The sequence below is a fragment of the Lysobacter changpingensis genome, assembly GCF_017308985.1.
Taxonomy (GTDB): Bacteria; Pseudomonadota; Gammaproteobacteria; order Xanthomonadales; family Xanthomonadaceae; genus Lysobacter_J; species Lysobacter_J changpingensis.
On sequence record NZ_JADWPE010000003.1, the window covers coordinates 262,176 to 281,677 of the forward strand.

General features: G+C 69.0%; 17 protein-coding genes. 14 read left to right on the forward strand and 3 right to left on the reverse strand.

What is annotated here, in order from left to right; genetic code table 11:
- Complete coding sequence (locus I4U41_RS08010; protein ID WP_206860630.1) at nt 1–1,737, reverse strand: alpha/beta hydrolase; 1,737 nt, start codon at nt 1,735–1,737, stop codon at nt 1–3.
- A gap of 1,101 nt (nt 1,738–2,838) precedes the next feature.
- Here I4U41_RS08010 and I4U41_RS08015 point away from each other — a divergent pair.
- From I4U41_RS08015 to I4U41_RS08035, 5 genes are all read left to right on the forward strand, one after another.
- Nucleotides 2,839–3,660 carry an alpha/beta fold hydrolase gene (locus tag I4U41_RS08015; RefSeq protein ID WP_206860631.1) on the forward strand — a complete coding sequence of 274 codons (822 nt, stop codon included), beginning with the start codon at nt 2,839–2,841 and terminating at the stop codon, nt 3,658–3,660.
- Between the two features lie 119 nt (nt 3,661–3,779).
- The gene (locus tag I4U41_RS08020) at nt 3,780–3,986 is read left to right on the forward strand and encodes a hypothetical protein (RefSeq protein WP_206860632.1); all 207 of its coding nucleotides are present in this window, start codon (nt 3,780–3,782) and stop codon (nt 3,984–3,986) included.
- Between the two features lie 214 nt (nt 3,987–4,200).
- Nucleotides 4,201–4,968, forward strand: coding sequence for a molybdate ABC transporter substrate-binding protein (modA, locus tag I4U41_RS08025; RefSeq protein WP_206860633.1), 768 nt, complete (start codon nt 4,201–4,203; stop codon nt 4,966–4,968).
- A gap of 1 nt (nt 4,969) precedes the next feature.
- Complete coding sequence (modB, locus tag I4U41_RS08030) at nt 4,970–5,686, forward strand: molybdate ABC transporter permease subunit (RefSeq protein WP_206860634.1); 717 nt, start codon at nt 4,970–4,972, stop codon at nt 5,684–5,686.
- The gene (locus tag I4U41_RS08035) at nt 5,673–6,323 is read left to right on the forward strand and encodes an ATP-binding cassette domain-containing protein (protein WP_206860635.1); all 651 of its coding nucleotides are present in this window, start codon (nt 5,673–5,675) and stop codon (nt 6,321–6,323) included. The genes modB and I4U41_RS08035 overlap by 14 nt, the downstream gene beginning before the upstream one ends.
- Here I4U41_RS08035 and I4U41_RS08040 read toward each other — a convergent pair.
- Nucleotides 6,313–7,104: a TOBE domain-containing protein gene (locus I4U41_RS08040; protein ID WP_206860636.1), complete on the reverse strand. Its 792-nt coding sequence runs from the start codon at nt 7,102–7,104 to the stop codon at nt 6,313–6,315. The genes I4U41_RS08035 and I4U41_RS08040 overlap by 11 nt on opposite strands.
- Nucleotides 7,105–7,317: 213 nt before the next feature.
- Between I4U41_RS08040 and I4U41_RS08045 the strand changes: the two genes are divergently transcribed.
- The 6 genes from I4U41_RS08045 (at nt 7,318) to I4U41_RS08070 (ending at nt 12,090) form a co-directional block, all read left to right on the forward strand.
- Entirely contained in the window at nt 7,318–7,947 is a 630-nt protein-coding gene (locus I4U41_RS08045) for a Rossmann-fold NAD(P)-binding domain-containing protein (protein ID WP_206860637.1), read from the forward strand.
- 70 nt (nt 7,948–8,017) lie between these two features.
- On the forward strand, nt 8,018–8,692 hold the full coding sequence (locus I4U41_RS08050; RefSeq protein ID WP_206860638.1) for a type 1 glutamine amidotransferase domain-containing protein: 675 nt from the start codon (nt 8,018–8,020) through the stop codon (nt 8,690–8,692).
- Between the two features lie 230 nt (nt 8,693–8,922).
- Nucleotides 8,923–9,342 carry an organic hydroperoxide resistance protein gene (locus tag I4U41_RS08055; RefSeq protein ID WP_206860639.1) on the forward strand — a complete coding sequence of 140 codons (420 nt, stop codon included), beginning with the start codon at nt 8,923–8,925 and terminating at the stop codon, nt 9,340–9,342.
- Between the two features lie 110 nt (nt 9,343–9,452).
- Nucleotides 9,453–9,977, forward strand: a complete 525-nt coding sequence (locus I4U41_RS08060; protein WP_206860640.1) for a thioredoxin family protein — start codon at nt 9,453–9,455, stop codon at nt 9,975–9,977.
- A 56-nt stretch (nt 9,978–10,033) separates the two neighbouring features.
- A complete protein-coding gene (locus I4U41_RS08065) occupies nt 10,034–10,774 on the forward strand; it encodes a response regulator (protein WP_206860641.1) in 741 nt (246 codons plus the stop codon).
- A 2-nt stretch (nt 10,775–10,776) separates the two neighbouring features.
- On the forward strand, nt 10,777–12,090 hold the full coding sequence (locus I4U41_RS08070; RefSeq protein WP_242525097.1) for a sensor histidine kinase: 1,314 nt from the start codon (nt 10,777–10,779) through the stop codon (nt 12,088–12,090).
- Between the two features lie 58 nt (nt 12,091–12,148).
- Here the strand turns inward: I4U41_RS08070 and I4U41_RS08075 are convergent, their stop codons facing one another.
- Nucleotides 12,149–13,402, reverse strand: a complete 1,254-nt coding sequence (locus tag I4U41_RS08075; protein ID WP_206860643.1) for an MFS transporter — start codon at nt 13,400–13,402, stop codon at nt 12,149–12,151.
- Nucleotides 13,403–14,246: 844 nt separating this feature from the next.
- Between I4U41_RS08075 and I4U41_RS08080 the strand changes: the two genes are divergently transcribed.
- The 3 genes from I4U41_RS08080 to I4U41_RS08090 all read left to right on the forward strand — a co-directional run bounded on the left by I4U41_RS08080 (nt 14,247) and on the right by I4U41_RS08090 (nt 19,502).
- Nucleotides 14,247–15,875: a PAS domain-containing protein gene (locus tag I4U41_RS08080; RefSeq protein ID WP_206860644.1), complete on the forward strand. Its 1,629-nt coding sequence runs from the start codon at nt 14,247–14,249 to the stop codon at nt 15,873–15,875.
- A gap of 174 nt (nt 15,876–16,049) precedes the next feature.
- Entirely contained in the window at nt 16,050–18,305 is a 2,256-nt protein-coding gene (locus tag I4U41_RS18515) for a methyl-accepting chemotaxis protein (protein WP_206860645.1), read from the forward strand.
- Nucleotides 18,306–18,419: 114 nt separating this feature from the next.
- Nucleotides 18,420–19,502 carry an OprO/OprP family phosphate-selective porin gene (locus I4U41_RS08090; protein ID WP_206860646.1) on the forward strand — a complete coding sequence of 361 codons (1,083 nt, stop codon included), beginning with the start codon at nt 18,420–18,422 and terminating at the stop codon, nt 19,500–19,502.

Genomic DNA, 19,502 nt, shown 5'->3' on the forward strand with positions numbered 1-19,502 from the left:
TCAGCCGCCGCCCTCGTCCTCGTCGCGCGCGAGTTCCGCCGCACGGCGCTCGTCGAGCACGCGCGCCAATCGCGTGAGATCCCGTGGCGACCAGTCGTCGATGCCCGCGACCTCGCGCCATGCGGCCACGTAGTGCGAAGGCGCGTACACGTGGCCGAACCCCATGGGCGTCTCGTCGGCCAGCGTCATGTCGAGCACCAGCTGCATGGTCGAAACGACCGGATACCAGCGCATCTGTGGCGCGACGTCCGGCCCGCGCACCGGATACAGCCAGTCCGGCGTGCGGAACAGATCGCGATGATCGAAGAAGGTGATCGCATCGCTGGCGTATTGCAGGTAGACCACCCGCATCGGCCCCCAGGGGGCGTCGGAAGGCACCGGCGAGCCGTGCTGGTTCATGAAGCGCACGAAGCGGCCGTCGCGGAATTCCGGCCGCCACGCGGGGGAGCCGGGATTGCGCATCGCCGTGAGCCTGCGCCATTGCCGCGCGGCGAACGGCGGGCCGCTCCACAGCGCGCCCTGCGGCGGATCGCCGAGCACGTCGAACAGCTCCAGCGAACGTTCGGAGTTCATCGCGCCCAGGCTCAGACCGTGCAGGTACAGCTTCGGCCGCGCCTGCGGCGGCAGCGTGCGCCAGTACGCGTACACGGCCTCGAACAGCGCCTGCGAGCTTTCCTCGCCGTATTCGGGCTCGATCATCAGCGACAACGGGCTGGACAGGTACGAGTACTGCATCGCGACGCTGGCGATGTCGCCGCGGTACAGGTATTCGACGGGTTCGATCGCGGCCGGATCGACCCAGCCGGTGCCGGTCGGCGTGATCACGATGAGCGCGCTGCGCGAGAAACCGCCGACGCGGCGGAGTTCGGCGAGCGCCAGTTGCGCGCGCTCCGTCGCGGAATTCGCCGACGGCAAGCCGGCGTATACGCGTAACGGCGTCTGCGCCGGTTCGCCGGCGAGCGTTGCGACGTCCGCGGCATCCGGTGCGCTGGAGACGAAGCGCCGGCCCATGCGCCCGAGGTTTTCCCATGCGATCAACGATTGCGGGCTGCCGGTGCGGTATGCCTCCTGCGACGGCGCGGTGTCGGGCGGGATCAGCGCATCGGCCTGGCGGAACGACGAGTCGATCACCTGCAACGCGATGCGCAGCACGACGTTGTTGCTGAGCACGATCACCAGCGCGAGCACCGCCGACACGCCGAGCACGCCGGCCATGCGTCGCGGCAGCACCATGCCGAGCGAGCGCGAGAACCACGCCGCGAGGAAACCGAACACGCGCGCCGCGCCGAGCAGCACGCCGAAGGCGAGCGCCGCCGCGAGCGCGACGATGATCGAATCGACGCCCTCCTCCGGCGCCAGGCCGAACACCGCACGCACCTGGTTCTGCCAGTGCGGCGCGCGCCACAGCGCCCACAGCACCGCGAGCGCGCACAGCGCGTGCGACGTGCGTAGCACGTGTCGTGGCGTACGGCCGCGCGCGGGCGGGATTTCCAGGTACTCCCACAACCAGCGGGCGAACACGCCGATGGCATACCCGGTGGCGAAACCGGCGCCGGCCAGCACCCCCTGCATCGCGGGCGTGCGCGGGATCAGGCTCGGCGTGAGCGAGGCGACGAGGAACAGCGAGCCGACGACGACGCCAACCGGGGACAGCGGCGCCGGCAGTCGCGCGAGGGCCGCGAGGTGTCGGTGCCGTTCGCCTTCGATCGCCGCGCCATGGATGTTCGCCTCGCGCATGGCACTCGCGCGCGCTTCAGTGGGCGTCGGGGGTGTTCGTGCGGATCGCCCCGTTCTCCGGCGCGTGCGTGGGGGCGAGGTTCGCGGACCATGCCTGTCGCATCACCATCGCTCCCTGCGGGGACGGGCGAGGATAGGTGTACGTGGCGTGACGGTTCCGTGATAGCGGATGCGTTCGCGACCCACGAGGACGAGGGGCGCATCGGTGGGATCATGCCGGGCGGCAGCAGCACGCACTTGATGCCACGAACAACGCGTCGATGGACGCATGCGGGCCAGGATCATGACGGTCTCGCGCGTTGCAGTCGCCGAGCCTGCTCGGGCGCGCAACGCCGCACCAGCGCCACCTGCTTCGGGATGTGGGCAGCGGCAGGCGAACGCGGCATGTCCAGCGGCGACGGCTGGCGCGGATCGGAGGGAGGGAAATCGGTGTCCATGCTCCTCGGACGGGCCAAGGGGAGCGGCTGTGCCCGGACGGCCGGTTCGGTGTCCCTTTTGGTGTCCCCTTCCCTGTCCCTGGGCCGCGGCCGGCGTCCGTCGTGAAGTTGCGTGCCTCGACGGATCGCTTCGGCCTGTCATCCAGCCGCCAGTACGCTGTGCCACACTCGCCTCTCGAGCGCGCTACTTGCGCGGCGCGCTCGAATCGGCCCAGTCGTTCGAAACGATGGCGAGCGCATCGTCCACGTGTACGTGCAGCGCAATCCGGAAAGCTGCGGCGGGTATCCGGATTGCAGGTGTTTGGGTTGCAGTGAAGCGGCTGCGGCGGCGTGCCATTGGTGCGCGGCAGGCAACGCGGTGAGATCGTGGCGATGGCTACCCGCGGTGCGCAGCCGTCGCTAAGGTCCTGGTGTACTGGTTTTTCGAACATCGGCGTCGCGTGTCCGCGGTGCTTTACTTTCGTTTCGTGCATTTCTCCCTTCGCGCCATGAAGGCGGGCGTTCCTCTTCCGGAAGTCCACCGCTGAAGCGCGAAGCGTCCCCGGGTTCCCGCCAGCGCGGGAACGACGAGTCGTTGCTTCTGCTCCCCGCCTCGTCGCTGTCGCTCGTTCCTCGTTCCTCCGCTCGTTTCCTCATCCCCGTTCCCTCAACGAAGGACACCCCCATGACCCACATCACCACGCAGGACGGCACGAAGATCTTCTACAAGGACTGGGGCACCGGCCAGCCGATCGTGTTCCACCACGGCTGGCCGCTGTGCGGCGACGACTGGGACACCCAGATGATGTTCTTCCTCGCGCAGGGCTATCGCGTGATCGCGCACGATCGCCGCGGCCACGGGCGCTCGACGCAGACGGCGACCGGCAACGAAATGGACACCTACGCGGCCGATGTCGCCGCGCTCGCCAGGGAGCTGGACCTGCGCGACGCGATCCACGTCGGCCATTCCACCGGCGGCGGCGAAGCGACGCGGTATGTCGCACGGCATGGCAAGGGCCGTGTCGCCAAGCTCGTGCTGATCGGCGCGGTGCCGCCGGTGATGGTGAAGTCGGCGAGCAATCCGGGCGGACTCGACAAGCAGGTGTTCGACGGCCTGCGCGAGCAGTTCGCCGCCAATCGCGCCGGGTTCTACTGGGATTTCCCGATCCCCTTCTACGGCTACAACCGCGACGGCGCGACGCTGTCGGAAGCCGTGCGCCAGAACTGGTGGCGCCAGGGCATGATGGGCGGCGCGAAGCCCCAGTGCGACTGCATCGCGGCGTTCTCGGAAACCGACTTCACCGAAGACCTCAGGAGCATCGAGGTGCCCACGCTGGTGATGCACGGCGACGACGACCAGATCGTGCCGATCGACGATTCCGCGCGTCTTTCGGCCAAGCTGCTGCGCAATGCGACGCTGAAGGTGTACGAGGGTTTCCCGCACGGCATGTGCACCACGCATGCGGACGTGATCAATCGCGATCTGCTGGCGTTCCTGCGCAGTTGAGCGCGCCAGGATGCATGCGCCGGCGCGTTGGCCGGCGCATGCGGCGCTCGCCGCGTCGTTCAGACACGGCGCGACCCTTCGGCGTAGGGTCGAAGATCCCCGCATGGATGGAACCCGTCATGTCCGAGATGCTCGTGACCGATAGCCAGCGGGCCTTCCTCGAAGACCTGGGCCGCACCGCGCGTTCCCACCTGCCGCACATGGAATGGGACGAAGTGGAGCCGCACCTGCGACTGGGCTGGTATTCGAGCGTGCTCTCCAACGACCTGGACTGGGGGCGCGTGGAGGCGATCGCGCATGAGAGCTGGTCGAGGGATCCGTTCTAGGTTGGGTCGCTGGTGATCGCCTGAGCGCTTGCACCGGCTGCATCGTTACATCGCGCGTCCCGACCCTCGCCCCAACCCCGCTCCCGGTGGGAGAGTGGGAGAGGGGCCCTACTCTCCCGGCCCCGGCACGCCGACGAGGCCCTCCTGTGCGCGCCAGGCCCGGACATGCGCTATATAGCCCCCTATATCCCGCCGTCCCAGGAGCCCTCCCCCGATGTCCGCCTGGCCTCGCCACGCCGCGCTGTGCGCGCTCGCGCTCGCCTTCGCCGCGCCGGCCGCCGCCGAGCAGCCCGTGCGCGTGTTCGCCGCCGCCAGCCTGACCAACGCGCTCGGCGACATCGCCACCGAATGGGAAAAGGCCGGCCACCCCAAACCACGCCTGGCCTTCGCCGCCTCCTCGACGCTGGCCCGGCAGATCGAAGCCGGCGCACCGGCGGACGTGTTCGCATCCGCCGATGCGACCTGGATGGATCACCTCGAACGGCGCGGCAAGCTCGCGCCGGGCACGCGCGCGAACGTGGCCGGCAACACGCTGGTGATGATCGTGCCGCGCGGCAGGCGCTTCCCGGTGCACATGCAGCGCGGCTTCGACCTGGCCGACGCGTTCGACGGAAAACTGTGCACCGGCGCGCCCGGCGTCGTGCCCGTCGGCATCTACGCGCGCCAGGCCCTGCAGGACCTTGGCTGGTGGAACGCGCTGCAGGGCCGCGTGGTCGGCACCGACGACGTGCGCACCGCGCTGGCCTTCGTCGAACGCGGCGAATGCCCGCTCGGCATCGTCTATGCCACCGACGCGAAGATCAGCCGCAGGGTCGAGGTGCTGGCGACGTTCCCCGCCGCCTCGCACGAACCCATCGTGTATCCGATGGCGATCGTGCGCGGCGCGCGTCCGGAAGCCCGCGCCTTCCTCGATTACGTGAAGACCTCGAAGACCGCCGCCGCGATCTTCGCAAGGTACGGCTTCACCACGGGCGCGCGCTGACATGTGGCTCTCGCCCGAGGAATGGGATGCACTGGCGCTGTCGGCGAAGGTCGCGTTGTGCGCGACAGCCGCCTGCCTGCCGTTCGGCATCGCGCTGAGCTGGCTGCTCGAACGCCGCCAGTTCCCCGGCAAGGTGTGGATCGACACGCTGGTGCAGTTGCCGATGGTGCTGCCGCCGGTGGTGCCGGGCTATCTGCTGCTGTTGCTGCTGGGCACGCAGGGGCCGCTGGGGCGTTGGCTGCTCGACACGTTCGGAATCGTCGTCGCCTTCACCTGGAAAGGCGCGGTGATCGCCTCGGCGGTGATGGCCTTCCCGCTGATGGTGCAGCCGATCCGGCTGGCGGTCCGGCTCATCGATCCACGCCTGGAGAAGGCGGCGGCGACGCTCGGCGCGAAGCCGTGGGACACGTTCCTCAACGTGACCCTGCCGTTGTCGGCGCCGGGCGTGATCGCCGGCTGCATCCTGTGCTTCTCGCGCAGCCTGGGCGAATTCGGCGCGACGATGGCCTTCGTCGGCAACATCCCCGGCGAAACCCGCACGCTGCCGCTGGCGATCTACAGCCTCACCCATGTGCCCGATGGCGAAGCGGCGGCGTTGCGGCTGTCGCTGCTGTCGATCGCGCTCGCCGTGGCCGCGCTGCTGGTCAGCCGCTGGATCGGCCTGCGCGCCGAACGCCGGCTCGGCTTCCACGATCGGGGGCCGCATGCTGAGCTTTGACCTGCACTTCGCGCGCGGCGACTTCGCGCTGCAAGCCATCGCGGACGTCGGCGACGGCGTGACCGGCGTGTACGGGCCGTCGGGTTCGGGCAAGAGCACGTTGCTGGCGTTGCTGGCGGGATTGCTCACGCCCGCGCGTGGACGGATCAGGCTGGGCGAACGCGTGCTGGTCGACACCGGTGCGCGCCGGTTCGTGCCGCCGTGGGATCGCCACGTCGGCCTGGTGTTCCAGGACGGCCAGTTGTTCCCGCACCTCACCGTGCGCCAGAACCTGCTGTTCGGCCACGCGCGCATCCCGCAGGCGATGCGCCGTTACGAACTGGACGGCGTGGCGGAGCTGCTGGAAATCGCGCCGCTGCTCGATCGCCGCCCCACCCTGCTCTCCGGCGGCGAGCGCCAGCGCGTGGCGCTCGGCCGCGCCCTGCTCTATTCGCCGCAATTGCTGCTGCTCGACGAACCGCTGTCCTCGCTCGACGATCGGCTGAAGCGCCAGATCCTGCCCTTCCTCAAGCGCATCAAGGACGAGACGCGGCTGCCGATGCTCTACGTCACCCACGCGCACGGCGAACTGGATTACCTCGCCGACCGCGTGCTCGGCATGGAGCGCGGACGGCTGGAAGCGAAGGTCACGGGCTGACGGCGAGGATCACGCTGGAGGCCTCGAACAGCGCGCTGGCGCGGGTGCCTTCGGCGAGTCGCAGCTTTTCGGCGGAGGTGTTCGTGACGATGGCGGCGATGGTCGTGCCGCCTTCGGCTTCGATCACGACTTCGGTGTTCACCGCGCCGGGCGTCACCCGCGACACGATGCCGGGCAGCTGGTTGCGCGTGGACAGGCGCACGCCGTCGAGGTCGGTGGCGACGACCACGCTGGACGCCTTGACCAGCGCGATCGCCTGCGCGCCGACGGCCAGGCCCATGTGCTGCGTGCTTTCGTGCGTGACGATGGCGACGATGCGCCCGCCGCCGCGCAGTTCCAGTTCCACCTCGTCGTTCACCGCGCCGTGCACGATGCGCGCGACGCGGCCGGCGAAGTGATTGCGCGCACTGGTGAGCATGGCGAACCTCCCGATGATGTCCAGGTCGCGCCCGGCGTTGGCGATGCGCTGGTTGAGCAGCTCGACGAACCGCGCGTTCTGCGCCTCGGCTTCGCGCCACGTCGAGACCAGGCGTTCGCCGTCCGGCGTGAGCCGCGTCGCCCCGCCGCCCTTGCCGCCGACCACGCGCTCGACCAGCGGTGCGTCGGCGAGGTTGTTCATCGCCTCCACCGCGTCCCACGCGGCCTTGTAGCTCAGTCCGACGCGGCGCGCGGCGGCGGCGATGGACGTCTCGCTGCCGATCGCCTCGAGCAGTTCCATCCAGCGGCGGCTGCCGAACCGGCCGCGCGAGGCTTCGACGGTGAGCGAGCTGTGGATGCGCATCGGGTTTCGCGATGTCCGGGGCGGTGAACTGTAACGCAGCGGGCATTCGTAGCCCGGGTAAGCGAAGCGCATCCGGGGTCGCCGCGTCGTATCCGTGGCGGCGAGGCTTCCCCGGGTGCGCTTCGCTTACCCGGGCTACAGAAGCTCTGGTGACTGGACGCCGCAACGCTGGCCACACACACTCGCCGCTTCCGCGCGACGGCTGGAGGACGCATGAGGCTGATGATCGTCGGTTCCACCGGTCTCGTCGGCCGGCATGCGCTGGAGATCGCGCTCGCGCATCCGGCCATCGCGCAGGTGATCGCGCCCACGCGCAGGCCAGCCGCCGATCATCCGAAGCTGCTCGCACCGGTGGTCGACTTCGACGCGTTGCCGGCCGATGCGCCGTGGTGGACGGTCGATGCGGTCGTCTGCGCGCTGGGCACGACGATCCGCACGGCCGGGTCGCAGGAGGCGTTCCGTCGCGTGGACCACGACTATCCGCTCGCCGTCGCGCGCCTGGCGCAGGCGCACGGCGCCTCCACTTTCGTGCTCAATTCCGCGATGGGCGCCGACGCCGGTTCGCGCATCTTCTACAGCCGCGTGAAAGGCGAAGTGGAACGCGACCTCACTGCCCTGGGTTTCGCCTCGCTGACGCTGTTGCGGCCGGGACTGATCGGCGGCGATCGCGAGGAATTCCGTGCCGGCGAACGCGTGGCGACGGCGGCGCTGCGCGTGCTGCATCCGCTGCTGCCGCGGCGCTGGCGGATCAATCCGGCCGCGCGCATCGCGCAATGCATGGTGGATGCCGCCGTGCAGGCGCGGCCGGGCGTCCACGTGGTCGCATCCGACGCGCTGACCTGACGCATCACCGTCGGCTAACCGGTCGCGCGCGAGACTGCGGGCTCGTTTCCACCATCGCGACCGCCACGCCATGAAGATCCTTATGGTCCTCACCTCGCACGACCGCCTCGGCGACACCGGCGAGAAAACCGGCTTCTGGCTGGAGGAATTCGCCGCGCCGTACTACGTGTTCACCGACGCGGGCGCGCAGGTCACCGTGGCTTCGCCAAAGGGCGGACAGCCGCCGATCGATCCCAAGAGCGACGATCCGTCGAACCAGACGCCTGCACAGGACCGGTTCAAGGCCGATGCGAAGGCACAGGCCGTGCTGGCCGACACGAAGCGGCTGGATTCGCTGTCCCCCGACGATTTCGACGCCGTGTTCTATCCCGGCGGCCACGGGCCGTTGTGGGATCTCGCGGAAGATCCCGCGTCGATCCGCCTGATCGAATCCTTCTTCGACGCCGGCAAGCCGGTCGCCGCCGTCTGCCATGCGCCCGGTGTGCTGCGGCACGTGAAGCACGACGGCGAGCCGCTGGTGAAAGGCCGCCGCGTCACCGGCTTCACCAACTCCGAGGAAGCGGCGGTGAAGCTGACGGAGGTGGTGCCGTTCCTGGTGGAGGACGAACTCAGGCGCCTCGGCGGCCGTTACGAAAAGGCCGCGGACTGGCAGAGCTTCGCGATCGTCGATGGACGACTGGTGACCGGGCAGAACCCGGCGTCTTCGGAGGCCACGGCGGAGGCGCTGCTCGGGTTGTTGCGTTAGGCGGCAGAGGTTCGATTTTCGGCGCGGCGGCGGCCGGGGGTGCGCTTCGCTTGCCCGGGCTATCAGGGCTGCGGTGCTTCGGTGGCGCGTTTGTATCGGACTGTATCCGCGCACCTGACGGCCACATTCCCCGACAAAATTCCCGGTCGCCCGACACGGGCGCGATACCGCGCGGGCATGGAATGGCGCCACCGGAAACCACCGGCCACCCACACCGAGGAAACATCGCCATGACCCACTCCCTCCAGACCGTCGTCTACACCGCGCACACCCATGTCACCGGCGGGCGCAGCGGCAAGGGCCGTTCCAGCGACGGGGCCATCGATGTCGCGCTCAGCACGCCGGGTTCGAACCGCCCCGGCACCAATCCGGAGCAGTTGTTCGGCATCGGCTGGTCGGCGTGCTTCATCGGCGCGCTGGGCTTTGCCGCGAACGAGCTGAAGGTGAAGTTGCCGGCCGATACCGCGGTCGATGCGGATGTCGTGCTCGGCAAGACCGCGAACGGCGAGTACCAGCTCGCGGTGAAGCTCGACGTCAAGCTGCCCGGGCTGGACGAGGCCACGCGCCGGCAGCTGGTCGACATCGCGCACCAGACTTGCCCGTACTCGCGCATGACGCGCGGCGACGTGGACGTCGAGATCGTCACCTGAACCTGGATCGCGACCGCGACGCGGCCCGGGCAGGCGCGCCTGCGCCGTGCCCGGGCCGCGAGGCGGTGTCGTTCCGTCGATCGCCCACAAACCTCATCAGCAGGTGTCCCATGTTCAAGTCGATCCTCACCGCGTTCGCGCTGTCGCTCACGCTGCTCGCCGGCTGCGCGCCCGGTGCGCAGGCCGAGCCGCCGAAAGCCGCGCCCGCACCGGAATTCACCGGCATTTCCCGCTGGCTCAACGCACCGCCGCAGACGATGGCGGGGCTGAAGGGCAAGGTCGTGCTGGTGGAGTTCTGGACGTACTCCTGCATCAACTGCATCCACGTCCTGCCGCACGTGCGGCAGTGGCACGAGCGCTACCGCGAGCAGGGCCTGGTCGTGATCGGCGTGCACACGCCCGAGTACGACGAGGAGCGCAGCACCGACAACGTGCGCCGCGCGATCGAACGCTTCGGCATCGCCTATCCGGTCGCGCAGGACAACGGCTACGAGACCTGGAACGCCTGGGGCAACCGCTTCTGGCCGGCGCTGTACCTGGTCGATCGCGACGGCCGCATCGTCCATCGCCACTACGGCGAAGGCGGCTACGAGGCCACCGAGCAGCGCATCCGCGAACTGCTCGCCACGCGCTGAACCCTCCCGGGGCGATGGCACAATCGCGTCATCGCCTCCCTCTTCCCGAGCGCCGCATGGAACACGCAGACCACATCCTGGTCGTGGACGACGATCGCGAGATCCGCCAGATGGTCGCCGACTATCTGCGCAAGAACGGTCTGCGCGCGAGCGAGGCCGCCGACGGGCGCGAGATGCGCGCGGTGCTGGAGACGCACGCCATCGACCTGATCGTGATGGACTTGATGATGCCCGGCGAGGACGGCCTCACCCTCACCCGCAACCTGCGCGCCGGCCGGCATCGCGCGATCCCGGTGGTGATGCTGACCGCGCGCGAGGACCAGACCGACCGCATCATCGGCCTGGAAATGGGCGCCGACGATTACGTCACCAAGCCCTTCGCCGCGCGCGAACTGCTGGCGCGGATCAAGGCCGTCATCCGGCGCACGCGCATGCTGCCGCCGAACCTGCAGGTCACCGAAGCCGCGCGCCTGCTCGCGTTCGGTCGCTGGCGGCTGGACACCACCGCGCGGCACCTGCTCGATCCGGACGGCACCGTGGTGGCGCTCAGCGGCGCGGAGTTCCGCCTGCTGCGCGTGTTCCTCGACCATCCCAACCGCGTGCTCAGCCGCGACCAGTTGCTGAACCTGACGCAGGGCCGCGATGCGGAACTGTTCGACCGCTCCATCGACCTGCTCGTCAGCCGCCTGCGCCAGCGCCTGCAGGACGACGCGCGCGATCAGAGCTACATCAAGACCGTGCGCAGCGAGGGCTATGTCTTCAGCATGGCGGTGACCGTCGTGGGCGAGGACGGATGAACATGCGTGCGCATGCCGGATCGCGCTGGCTTCCGCGCAGCATGGCCTCGCGGCTGTACGCGATCCTCGCCGGCGGGCTGCTGCTCGCGCACGCGCTGTCGTTCGGGCTGCTGTTCTACGAGCGCTACGAGGCCGCGAGTTCGATGCTGATGACCAACCTGGAACAGGACGTGGTCGTCGCCGTGAACCTTCTCGACCGCCTGCCGCCGGACGAACGCGCGTACTGGCTGCCGATGCTGCGGCGGCGGACGTTCCATTACGCGCTCGGTGAAGGCGATCCGGGGACGCCGCTGGAAGGCGCGACCTCGCGCCAGATGGCCGGCACCATCGCGAGCGCGCTCGGCCCGCGCTACACGACGCGAGCGCGGCAGCTGTCGCGCGATCCCGAACGCTTCCAGGTGCAGGTGCGCCTGCGCGATGGCAGCCCCGTGGTCATCGACGTCCAGCCCTCGGTGATGCCGCTGGCGCGGTGGCTTCCCTACCTGCTCGCGTTGCAGCTGGCCGTGCTGCTGCTGTGCGCCTGGGCCGCAGTGCGGCTGGCGACGCGCCCGCTCGCGCGGCTCGCGCGGGCAGCGGAGAACGTGCGCCCCGACGGCGACGGCGAACGTCTCGGCACCGACGGCCCGATCGAAGTCGCGCAGGCCGCCGGCGCCTTCAACGCGATGCAGGACCGCATCGCGCGCTACATGAAGGAGCGGTTGCAGATCCTCGCGTCGATCTCGCACGACCTGCAGACGCCGATCACGCGGATGAAGCTGCGCGCCGAGTCGATGGACGAAGCGCCCGAGCGCACGAAGCTGCTCGACGACCTCGACCAGATGCAGCACCTGGTGCGCGAAGGCATCGCCTACGCACGCAGCGCGCATGGCAGCGACGAGCCGCCGGTGCGGCTGGACCTCAACGCGTTCCTCGACAGCCTGGTCTGCGATTACCGCGATACGGGGCGACCGGTGAACCTCGACGGCCGCATCGCCGCGCCGGTCGTCACCCGTCCGCACGCACTGCGCCGCGTCGTCGCCAACCTGATCGACAACGCGCTGAAGTACGCAGGCGCGGCCGAGGTCGATCTGCGCGACGAAGCGGATGCGGTCGCGATCCGCATCCGCGATCGTGGGCCGGGCATTCCCGAGGCGGAACTCGCCCGCGTGCTGGAGCCGTTCTACCGCCTGGAAGCGTCGCGCAATCGCGATACCGGCGGCACCGGACTGGGGCTGGCGATCGCGCAGCAGCTGGCGGAGTCGATCGGCGCGACGCTGATGTTGCGCAATCGGGACGGCGGCGGGCTGGAGGCGATGGTGCGGTTGCGGCGGGCGTGAGCTTCGCCCTTACCGTGAAGAACGTCGCTCGATCCGAACGCCCGGGAGATTCGCATCGCTACTCCTGCAACACGGGGCGCAGCGCCTCCGGCCGGCGCGGCTTCCGCTTCGACGGGAACCACAGCGCGATCGCCGCCGCCCCCAGCCCCACCGACATCGACCCGATGTACATCCACGTGTAGCTGCCGTAGCGATCGAACAGCCATCCGCCGAGCAGCGGCCCGAGCGCCATTCCCAACGCCGACAGCATGCCGGCCGCACCGAGAATGAGGCCTAGGATCTGCGGACTGAACGCTTCCCGCGCGAGCGAGGCGTACAGCGGCATCGTGCCGCCATACGCCATGCCGAACACGATCGCCACCGCGTAGAAGCCGTCGAGCTGGTTCACGCCCAGGTACGAGACCGCGGCGATGGCCTGGATCAGCAGCCCCGCGATCAGCACCGGCTTCGCGCCGAGCCGGTCGGCGAGCAGTCCGAACAGCACGCGTCCTCCCAGCCCGGCCGCGCCTTCCATGCTGTAGATCGTCACGGCCGTCGTCACCGCCAGGCCGCAGCCGACGGCGTAGCTCACGGTGTGGAAGATCGGGCCCGAATGCGCGGCGCAACAGGCGAAGAACGTCAGTGCCAGCACGATGAAGGCGCGCGAGCGCAGTGCCTGTCCCGCGTTGCCGATGGTGGGCTCGCCGGGTTCACTTGCGGATGCGTGTTCGGGACCAGGCTCCGGAATCGGCGAAGCGCGCACGAACCATACCGCCGGCAGGGTCAGCGCCCACGCGACGACGCCGACGATCAGCAAGGTCTGTCGCCAGTCGTACTGCGTCACCAGCCACGCGACGAGCGGCGACATCGTCATCGGCGCGACGCCGACGCCGGCCGACACGAGCGACACGGCGATGTTGCGGCGCTTCTCGAACGACGAGGCCGTGGCGGCGATCACCGGCGCGAAGAAGCTCGACACCGCCACGCCCATGAGAACGCCGTAGGTGAGCCGGAACTGCCACAGGCTCGTCGCGCGGCCGGCGAGGATGCACGACAACCCGAGCAGCACCGCCCCGACCAGCACGACCTTGCGCGGTCCGATGCGGTCGCTGAGCGTGCCCCAGGCGAAACCGCCCACGCCCATGCTCAGGAACGCCAGCGTCATCGCGCTGGACAACGCGCCGCGCGACCAGCCGGTCGCGACGCTCATCGGCCCGAGCAGGACCGCCAGCGCGAAGATCACCCCGACGCCGACGCAACCCAGCACGGCGCCAGCGGCGACCAGCGGCCAGTTGCGGTCGGGGGGATAGGAAGCGACGTGGCTTGCGTTCATGCGGCGGTTCTCCGGGGGCTCATCCGCTTGGACGAACCGGGAGGGAGGGATTCGACATCGGATTGTGATTCACCGTTGGGCTCCCTCCCCTGCTCCGCAGGGAGGGTTGGGGAGGTGAAGTGCACGGCGCCACTTCGTCAGGCTCATCTCATCAAGTTCGGCGCGGACCGCGCCTCTAACCCCCTCCCAACCTCCCCTGCAAGCAGGGGGCGAGGAGCAACAGAGGCGCCACCGCGTCGGTGAGCCCATGGTCTTTCTGTCGCGGTCGAGCGTGGATCGACGCGCGCAGCACGCTGTCGCCCCACGCCCACGTGCCGCCTTGCACTCGCTCTTTGCTCCCTCTCCTGCTCCGCAGGGGAGGGTTGGGGAGGGTGAAGTGCTCAGCGCCCTTTCGTCAGGTTCACCTCATCAAGTTCGCCGCGGACCGTGCCTCCGCCCCCCCAACCTCCCCTTGCAAGCAGCGGGAGGAGGAATAGCGGTGCCATCACTTCCGTGAGCGCCTGGCGCTAGTGCTCTGCCCTCGCACTTTAGCTCCGCCTCTTGCTCCCTCTACTGGTCCGCAGCGGAGGGCTCGACACCGAAATCCCGCGCCCCACGTAGCCGACGGGACGATCCACATGGCTGGACCGCGGCCTTCGTGGTACGACGGCGACAGCCCGCATGATCTGCCGCGCGATTGTCCCATCGGACATCGATTCATCCGCGCCACGCCGACCCGGCAGTGCCGGTGCGTGCACGGAATCCGCACCTCGCCCTTCCCGCTATGCGGCGCGTTCACACGCGCAGCGCCATCGTGTGCGCATCCGGAAGGTTTCGGCGCGGCGCAGGCGCCGGGGAGCATCACGTGGGCCAGGCAGGCGTCGATCCGGAATCGCTGCACCCTGCTCCGGCACCGGCGGCGAACGAGGGCGAATGCGTTCCGCAATTCGCGCCCGAGGTGTTCGCGAGGATCGTCGAGCAGAGCAGCGTCGGCATGGTCGTCGCGGGCATCGGCGGCGACAACCCGATCCTCTATGTCAACGAAGCGTTCCTGCGCATGACCGGCTATGCGCGCGAGGAGGTGCTCGGGCGCAATTGCCGTTTCCTCCAGGGGCCGGAGACCGATCGCGCAACGGTGGCGGACATCGCCGCCGCGATCGCGGAACAACGCGAGTTCGCCACGGAAATCGTGAATTACCGCAAGGACGGCAGCACGTTCTGGAACCTGCTCCACATCTCGCCGGTGCAAGAGGCGAACGGCCGCGTTGGCTGCCTGTTCGGTTACCAGCGCGACGTCACGCGGCGCAAGGAGATGGAGGATGCGCTGCAGCAATGCATGCGCCTGGAAGCGCTGGGCAAGCTGACGGGCGGCATCGCGCACGAGTTCAACAACCTGCTGCAGGTGATCGGCACCACGCTCGACATCCTGGAACAGGATGTGATGCAGTCGCCGGAGCTGCCCCACCGTACGCTGCGGCACTTCGGCCGCTGTCGCGACGCGATCGATCGGGTCGACGCCCTCACCTCGCAGTTGCAGACGTTCTCGCGCGGACGCCCCGGCAGTGCCACGGCGCTGTGCGTCAACGAACTGCTCGAGAACCTGCGCGCGGTGCTCGGCCGCGCGCTCGGCGAGCAGGTGCAGCTGACGCTGCATCCCGGCGACGGCGTGTGGGGGTGCACGCTCGATCCGGTGCTGGCCGAGACCGCGCTGCTCAACGTCGCCATCAACGCCCGCGACGCGATGCAGGGACGCGGCGATCAGAGCCTGTCCCTCAGTTCGCGCAACCACGATGTGGATGCGCACGAGGCGCGCATGCGCGACATTCCGGCGGGCCGCTACGTGGCCATCGAGATCGCGGACAACGGCTGCGGCATGTCGCGGGCGATCCTCGCGCACGTGCTGGATCCGTTCTTCAGCACGAAGGGCGAAGGCAACGGCGTGGGCCTGGGGCTGTCGATGGCGTACGGCTTCGCGCGCCAATCCGGCGGCACGTTGTTCCTGGAAAGCCAGAAGGACCTTGGAACGCGCGTGACCTTCCTGTTCCCCGCCACGGACACGATCGATGCCGCGCGCGCGGAGATGGCGGAGGCGACCGAACCGGCCGCGCCACGTGTGCTGGTCGTCGACGACCGCGAGGATCTCGCCATGCTGGTGAAGGAATCGCTGGAGATGAACGGCTACAGCGTGGCCGTCGCATACGAAGCCGAATCGGCGCTGGCCTGCCTCGAACTCGACGGCCCGTTCGACCTGGTGCTCAGCGACATCGTCATGCCCGGAACGCGCAGCGGGCTCGCGCTTGCCCGCGAGGCCGTGCGGCGGTTCCCGCGTCTGAGCGTCCTGCTGATGACCGGCCAGGCCGGCAGCGAATCCGAAGACGGGCCGATCGAGTTCGACGTGCTCTCCAAGCCGTTTCGTCAGGTCGAACTGCTTTCGAAGGTCCGCATCGCATTGGGGCTGGCGATGGCGTCGGGAACAGACGGCGGCCCCGCCTGACTGCACGGCATGCCTGCGCGGCATGCATCGCGGCGTCCTTCCTGAATGCGCGTACGCCGCTACAGCATGAACGTTGCCGTTCAGTTTCGGAGCTTCAGCCCGCGCGGCGGGTGCCGTTAACCGAACCGTAACGCTTCCGCGGACCGTCCGCCTCCTTCCTACGAGCAGTTCCCCATGAGTGGATTCAAGAACCTTTCCATCGCCAGGAAACTGGCGGTGGCCTTTGCCGCCGTGATCGCCCTGGCCGCCTTGCTCGGCGGGTATTCGATCATGCAGTTGAGCGCCGGCAACGTGCAGATCACCGACATCAACCGCAACTGGGTGCCTTCGGTTCGCCATCTGCTCGGCATGCGCGCGGAACTGGGCGAGTACCGCACCTTCGAGATCTCGCAGCTGCAGTTCCAGGGGAACGAGACGCAGCTGGCCGACTACCGCAAGCGCATGGAGGATTCGAAGGCGAAGATCGACGCGGCCATCGAGGCCTACCAGAAGCTGATTTCCAGCGCCGAGGAACGCAAGCGTTACGACGTGGTGGCGCGGGACCTCTCGGCGTACTTCGCCGCGCACGACAAGATGATGGCCGCGGTGGCCGCGAACGACTTCGCCGAGGCCAGCCGTGTCTCCGGCGAGGAGTCGCGTCCGATCCGGCGCAGGCTTTTCGCATCCCTGGGTGACCTGACCGGCTACAACGCCAAGGGTCTCGACAACATGGTCGGCCTGGCGGAAGCGAACCATCGCAGCACCGTGCGGAACATCTGGGTCGGCATCGCGGTGCTGGTGCTGTTGGGCGCGGGGCTCGGCTTCCTGCTGGCACGCGCGATTTCCCGTCCGCTGGCACGCGCCACGAGCGTCGCCCAGGGCATCGCCGCCGGCCGCATCGACGAGCGCATCGTGGTCGACAGCCAGGACGAAGCCGGTCAGCTGCTGCGCAGCATGAGCCAGATGCAGGCGACCCTGCAGCGCTTCGCCCACGCGCAGGGCGAGATTGCCCGTCGACATGACGAAGGCGAGATCGATTTCCGCATCGACAACCGCGATCTGCCCGGCGCCTACGGTCAGATGGCGGGCGAAATCAACGCGCTGGTGGATTCGCACATCCGCCTCAATGCCCGTGCGATCGCCATCGTGGCCGCCTACGCCCGTGGCGACCTGTCGCAGGACATGGACCGCCTGCCCGGCCAGAAGGCGCGCATCACCGATGCGGTCGACTCGGTCAAGAGCGGCATGAACGCGATCAATGCCGAGATCAAGACGCTGGTCGACGCCGCGGTCGCGGGCGACTTCAGCCGTCGCGGCGACGCGTCGCGCTTCGAGTTCGTCTATCGCGACGTGGTGGACGCGCTGAACCAGCTGATGGCGACTGCCGACAACGGCCTGGACGAAGTGGGCACGCTGCTCTCCGCGGTGGCCGACGGCGACCTGAACCGCCGCGTCGAAGTGGAACTTCCGGGCCAGTTCGGCCGCCTCGCCAGCGACGCCAACCGCACCGTGGACAAGCTGTCGGAGATCGTGGGCCAGATCCGCCAGGGCTCGGATGCGATCAGCTCGGCCGCGGCGGAAATCGCCGCCGGCAACAACGACCTGTCGCAGCGCACCGAATCGCAGGCGGCCTCGCTGGAGGAAACCGCTTCGTCGATGGAGGAACTCACCTCGACCGTGCGCCAGAACGCCGACAACGCGCGACAGGCCAACCAGCTGGCGCAGAGCGCGGCGGAAGTCGCCGGCCAGGGCGGCACGGTGGTCGGCGAGGTCGTCGACACCATGAACGCCATCAACGAGTCGTCGAAGAAGATCGCCGACATCATCGGCGTGATCGACGGCATCGCGTTCCAGACCAACATCCTGGCGCTGAACGCCGCGGTGGAAGCCGCACGCGCCGGCGAACAGGGTCGCGGCTTCGCGGTCGTCGCCGCCGAAGTGCGCTCGCTGGCGCAGCGTTCGGCCAACGCCGCCAAGGAGATCAAGCAGCTGATCACCGACTCGGTGGTGAAGGTCGAGGAAGGCAGCCAGCTGGTCGACCAGGCCGGCCGCACGATGGAGGACATCGTCAGCAGCGTGCGCAAGGTGACCGACATCATCGCCGACATCTCGGCCGCATCGCAGGAACAGTCCGCCGGCATCGAGCAGATCAACCAGGCCATCACGCAGATGGACGAAGGCACGCAGCAGAACGCGGCACTGGTGGAGGAAGCCTCCGCCGCCGCGCGCAGCCTGGAGCAGCAGTCCGAGCAGCTGGTGCAGACCGTTGCGGTGTTCCGCACCGCGCAGGGAGCGAACCTGCGCGCGCCGGTCGTCGATCTGCCGGCCGCGTCCCGCGCCGAAAAGCCCAGGGCGCCGGTGAAGGCCGCTGCCACGCGTCCGGCTCCCGCGCCGCGGAAGGTTCGTGGCGGCGCCGCCGCCGCGATGGATTCGGACTGGCAGGAATTCTGATCCAGCCCGTCTCCTGATCGACCCGTAGTCGAGTGCGCGCCCGCTTTCCACGGGCGCCGCACTCCCCTTCACTTCCGGCGCTGCGTTCGCGGCGCCGCTTCTTCCGGTTCCCCGATGTCGCACTTCCCGATCCGATCGCTGGCGATCGCGCTTGCCGTCGCCGCTCTCCCCGTCTGCGCCCATGCCGGCGCCGTCTCCTTCAAGCCCACGGGCGTCATCTACTACGACAACGTCGAAGCGCAGCCGGACGTCAAACCGTTCGAGGACGTGGACAAGGTGCGCTCGGCGCGCCTGGGCTTCGTGCTCAAGGCCGGCGAGCGCTGGCAGATCAACGTCGAGCATGAGTTCACCGACCGCTCCACGCCCGACGTCTATCTGCAGTTCACGCCCGCCAAGGGGCATGCGCTGCGCCTGGGCCAGTTCAAGCAGCCGTTCCTGATGGAGGATGCGACCAGCGCACGGCAGACGCCGATGATGGACGCCTCCCTGCTCGGCGCGTTCGCGCTCGGCCGCCGCATCGGCGTCGGCTATGGCTGGTCGGACGCGGACCATGCGGTCAACGCGGCGGTTTTCGGCAAGCGCCTGGACGGCAAGAACGAAGGCGTCGGCATGGCGGTGCGCGCCTCGCGCGCGCTGCACTTCGGCGAAGACTTGCTGCACCTGGGCGTCGGCGCGGCCGTGGATTCGCCCGACAGCGAAAGCGCCCGGTTCTCGAGCAAGCCCGAAACCGCGCTGGCAACCTCCAGCCTGGTCGATACCGGCACGATCGTGGACGTGGATCGCGTCGAGCGCGCGGGCCTGGAAGCGCTGTGGATCGGCGGCGCGTGGTCGGTGCAGGCCGAAGCCGCCGCGGTCCATGCCACGCGCGATGGCGAGGCGGATCTTCGTGGCACCGGCGGATACGCGCTCGCCAGCTGGTCGCCTTCCGGGCATCGCCGCAATTACAAGGCCGGCACGGTGTCCGCGCCGACGGTCGGCGATGGCACGGCGTGGGAACTCGTCCTGCGTTACAGCGTGCTCGATCTGGATTCGGCCGCGTCGCGCGGTGGCGTGGAATCGGACTGGAACCTCGGCGCGACCTGGTACCTCAACCGGTATGCGCGCGTGATGGCGAACTATGTGATCGCCGACAGCCGTCGCCGGGACGTGGACGACGACCCGCGCCTGCTGCTGATGCGCCTGCAGGTGCAGTTCTGA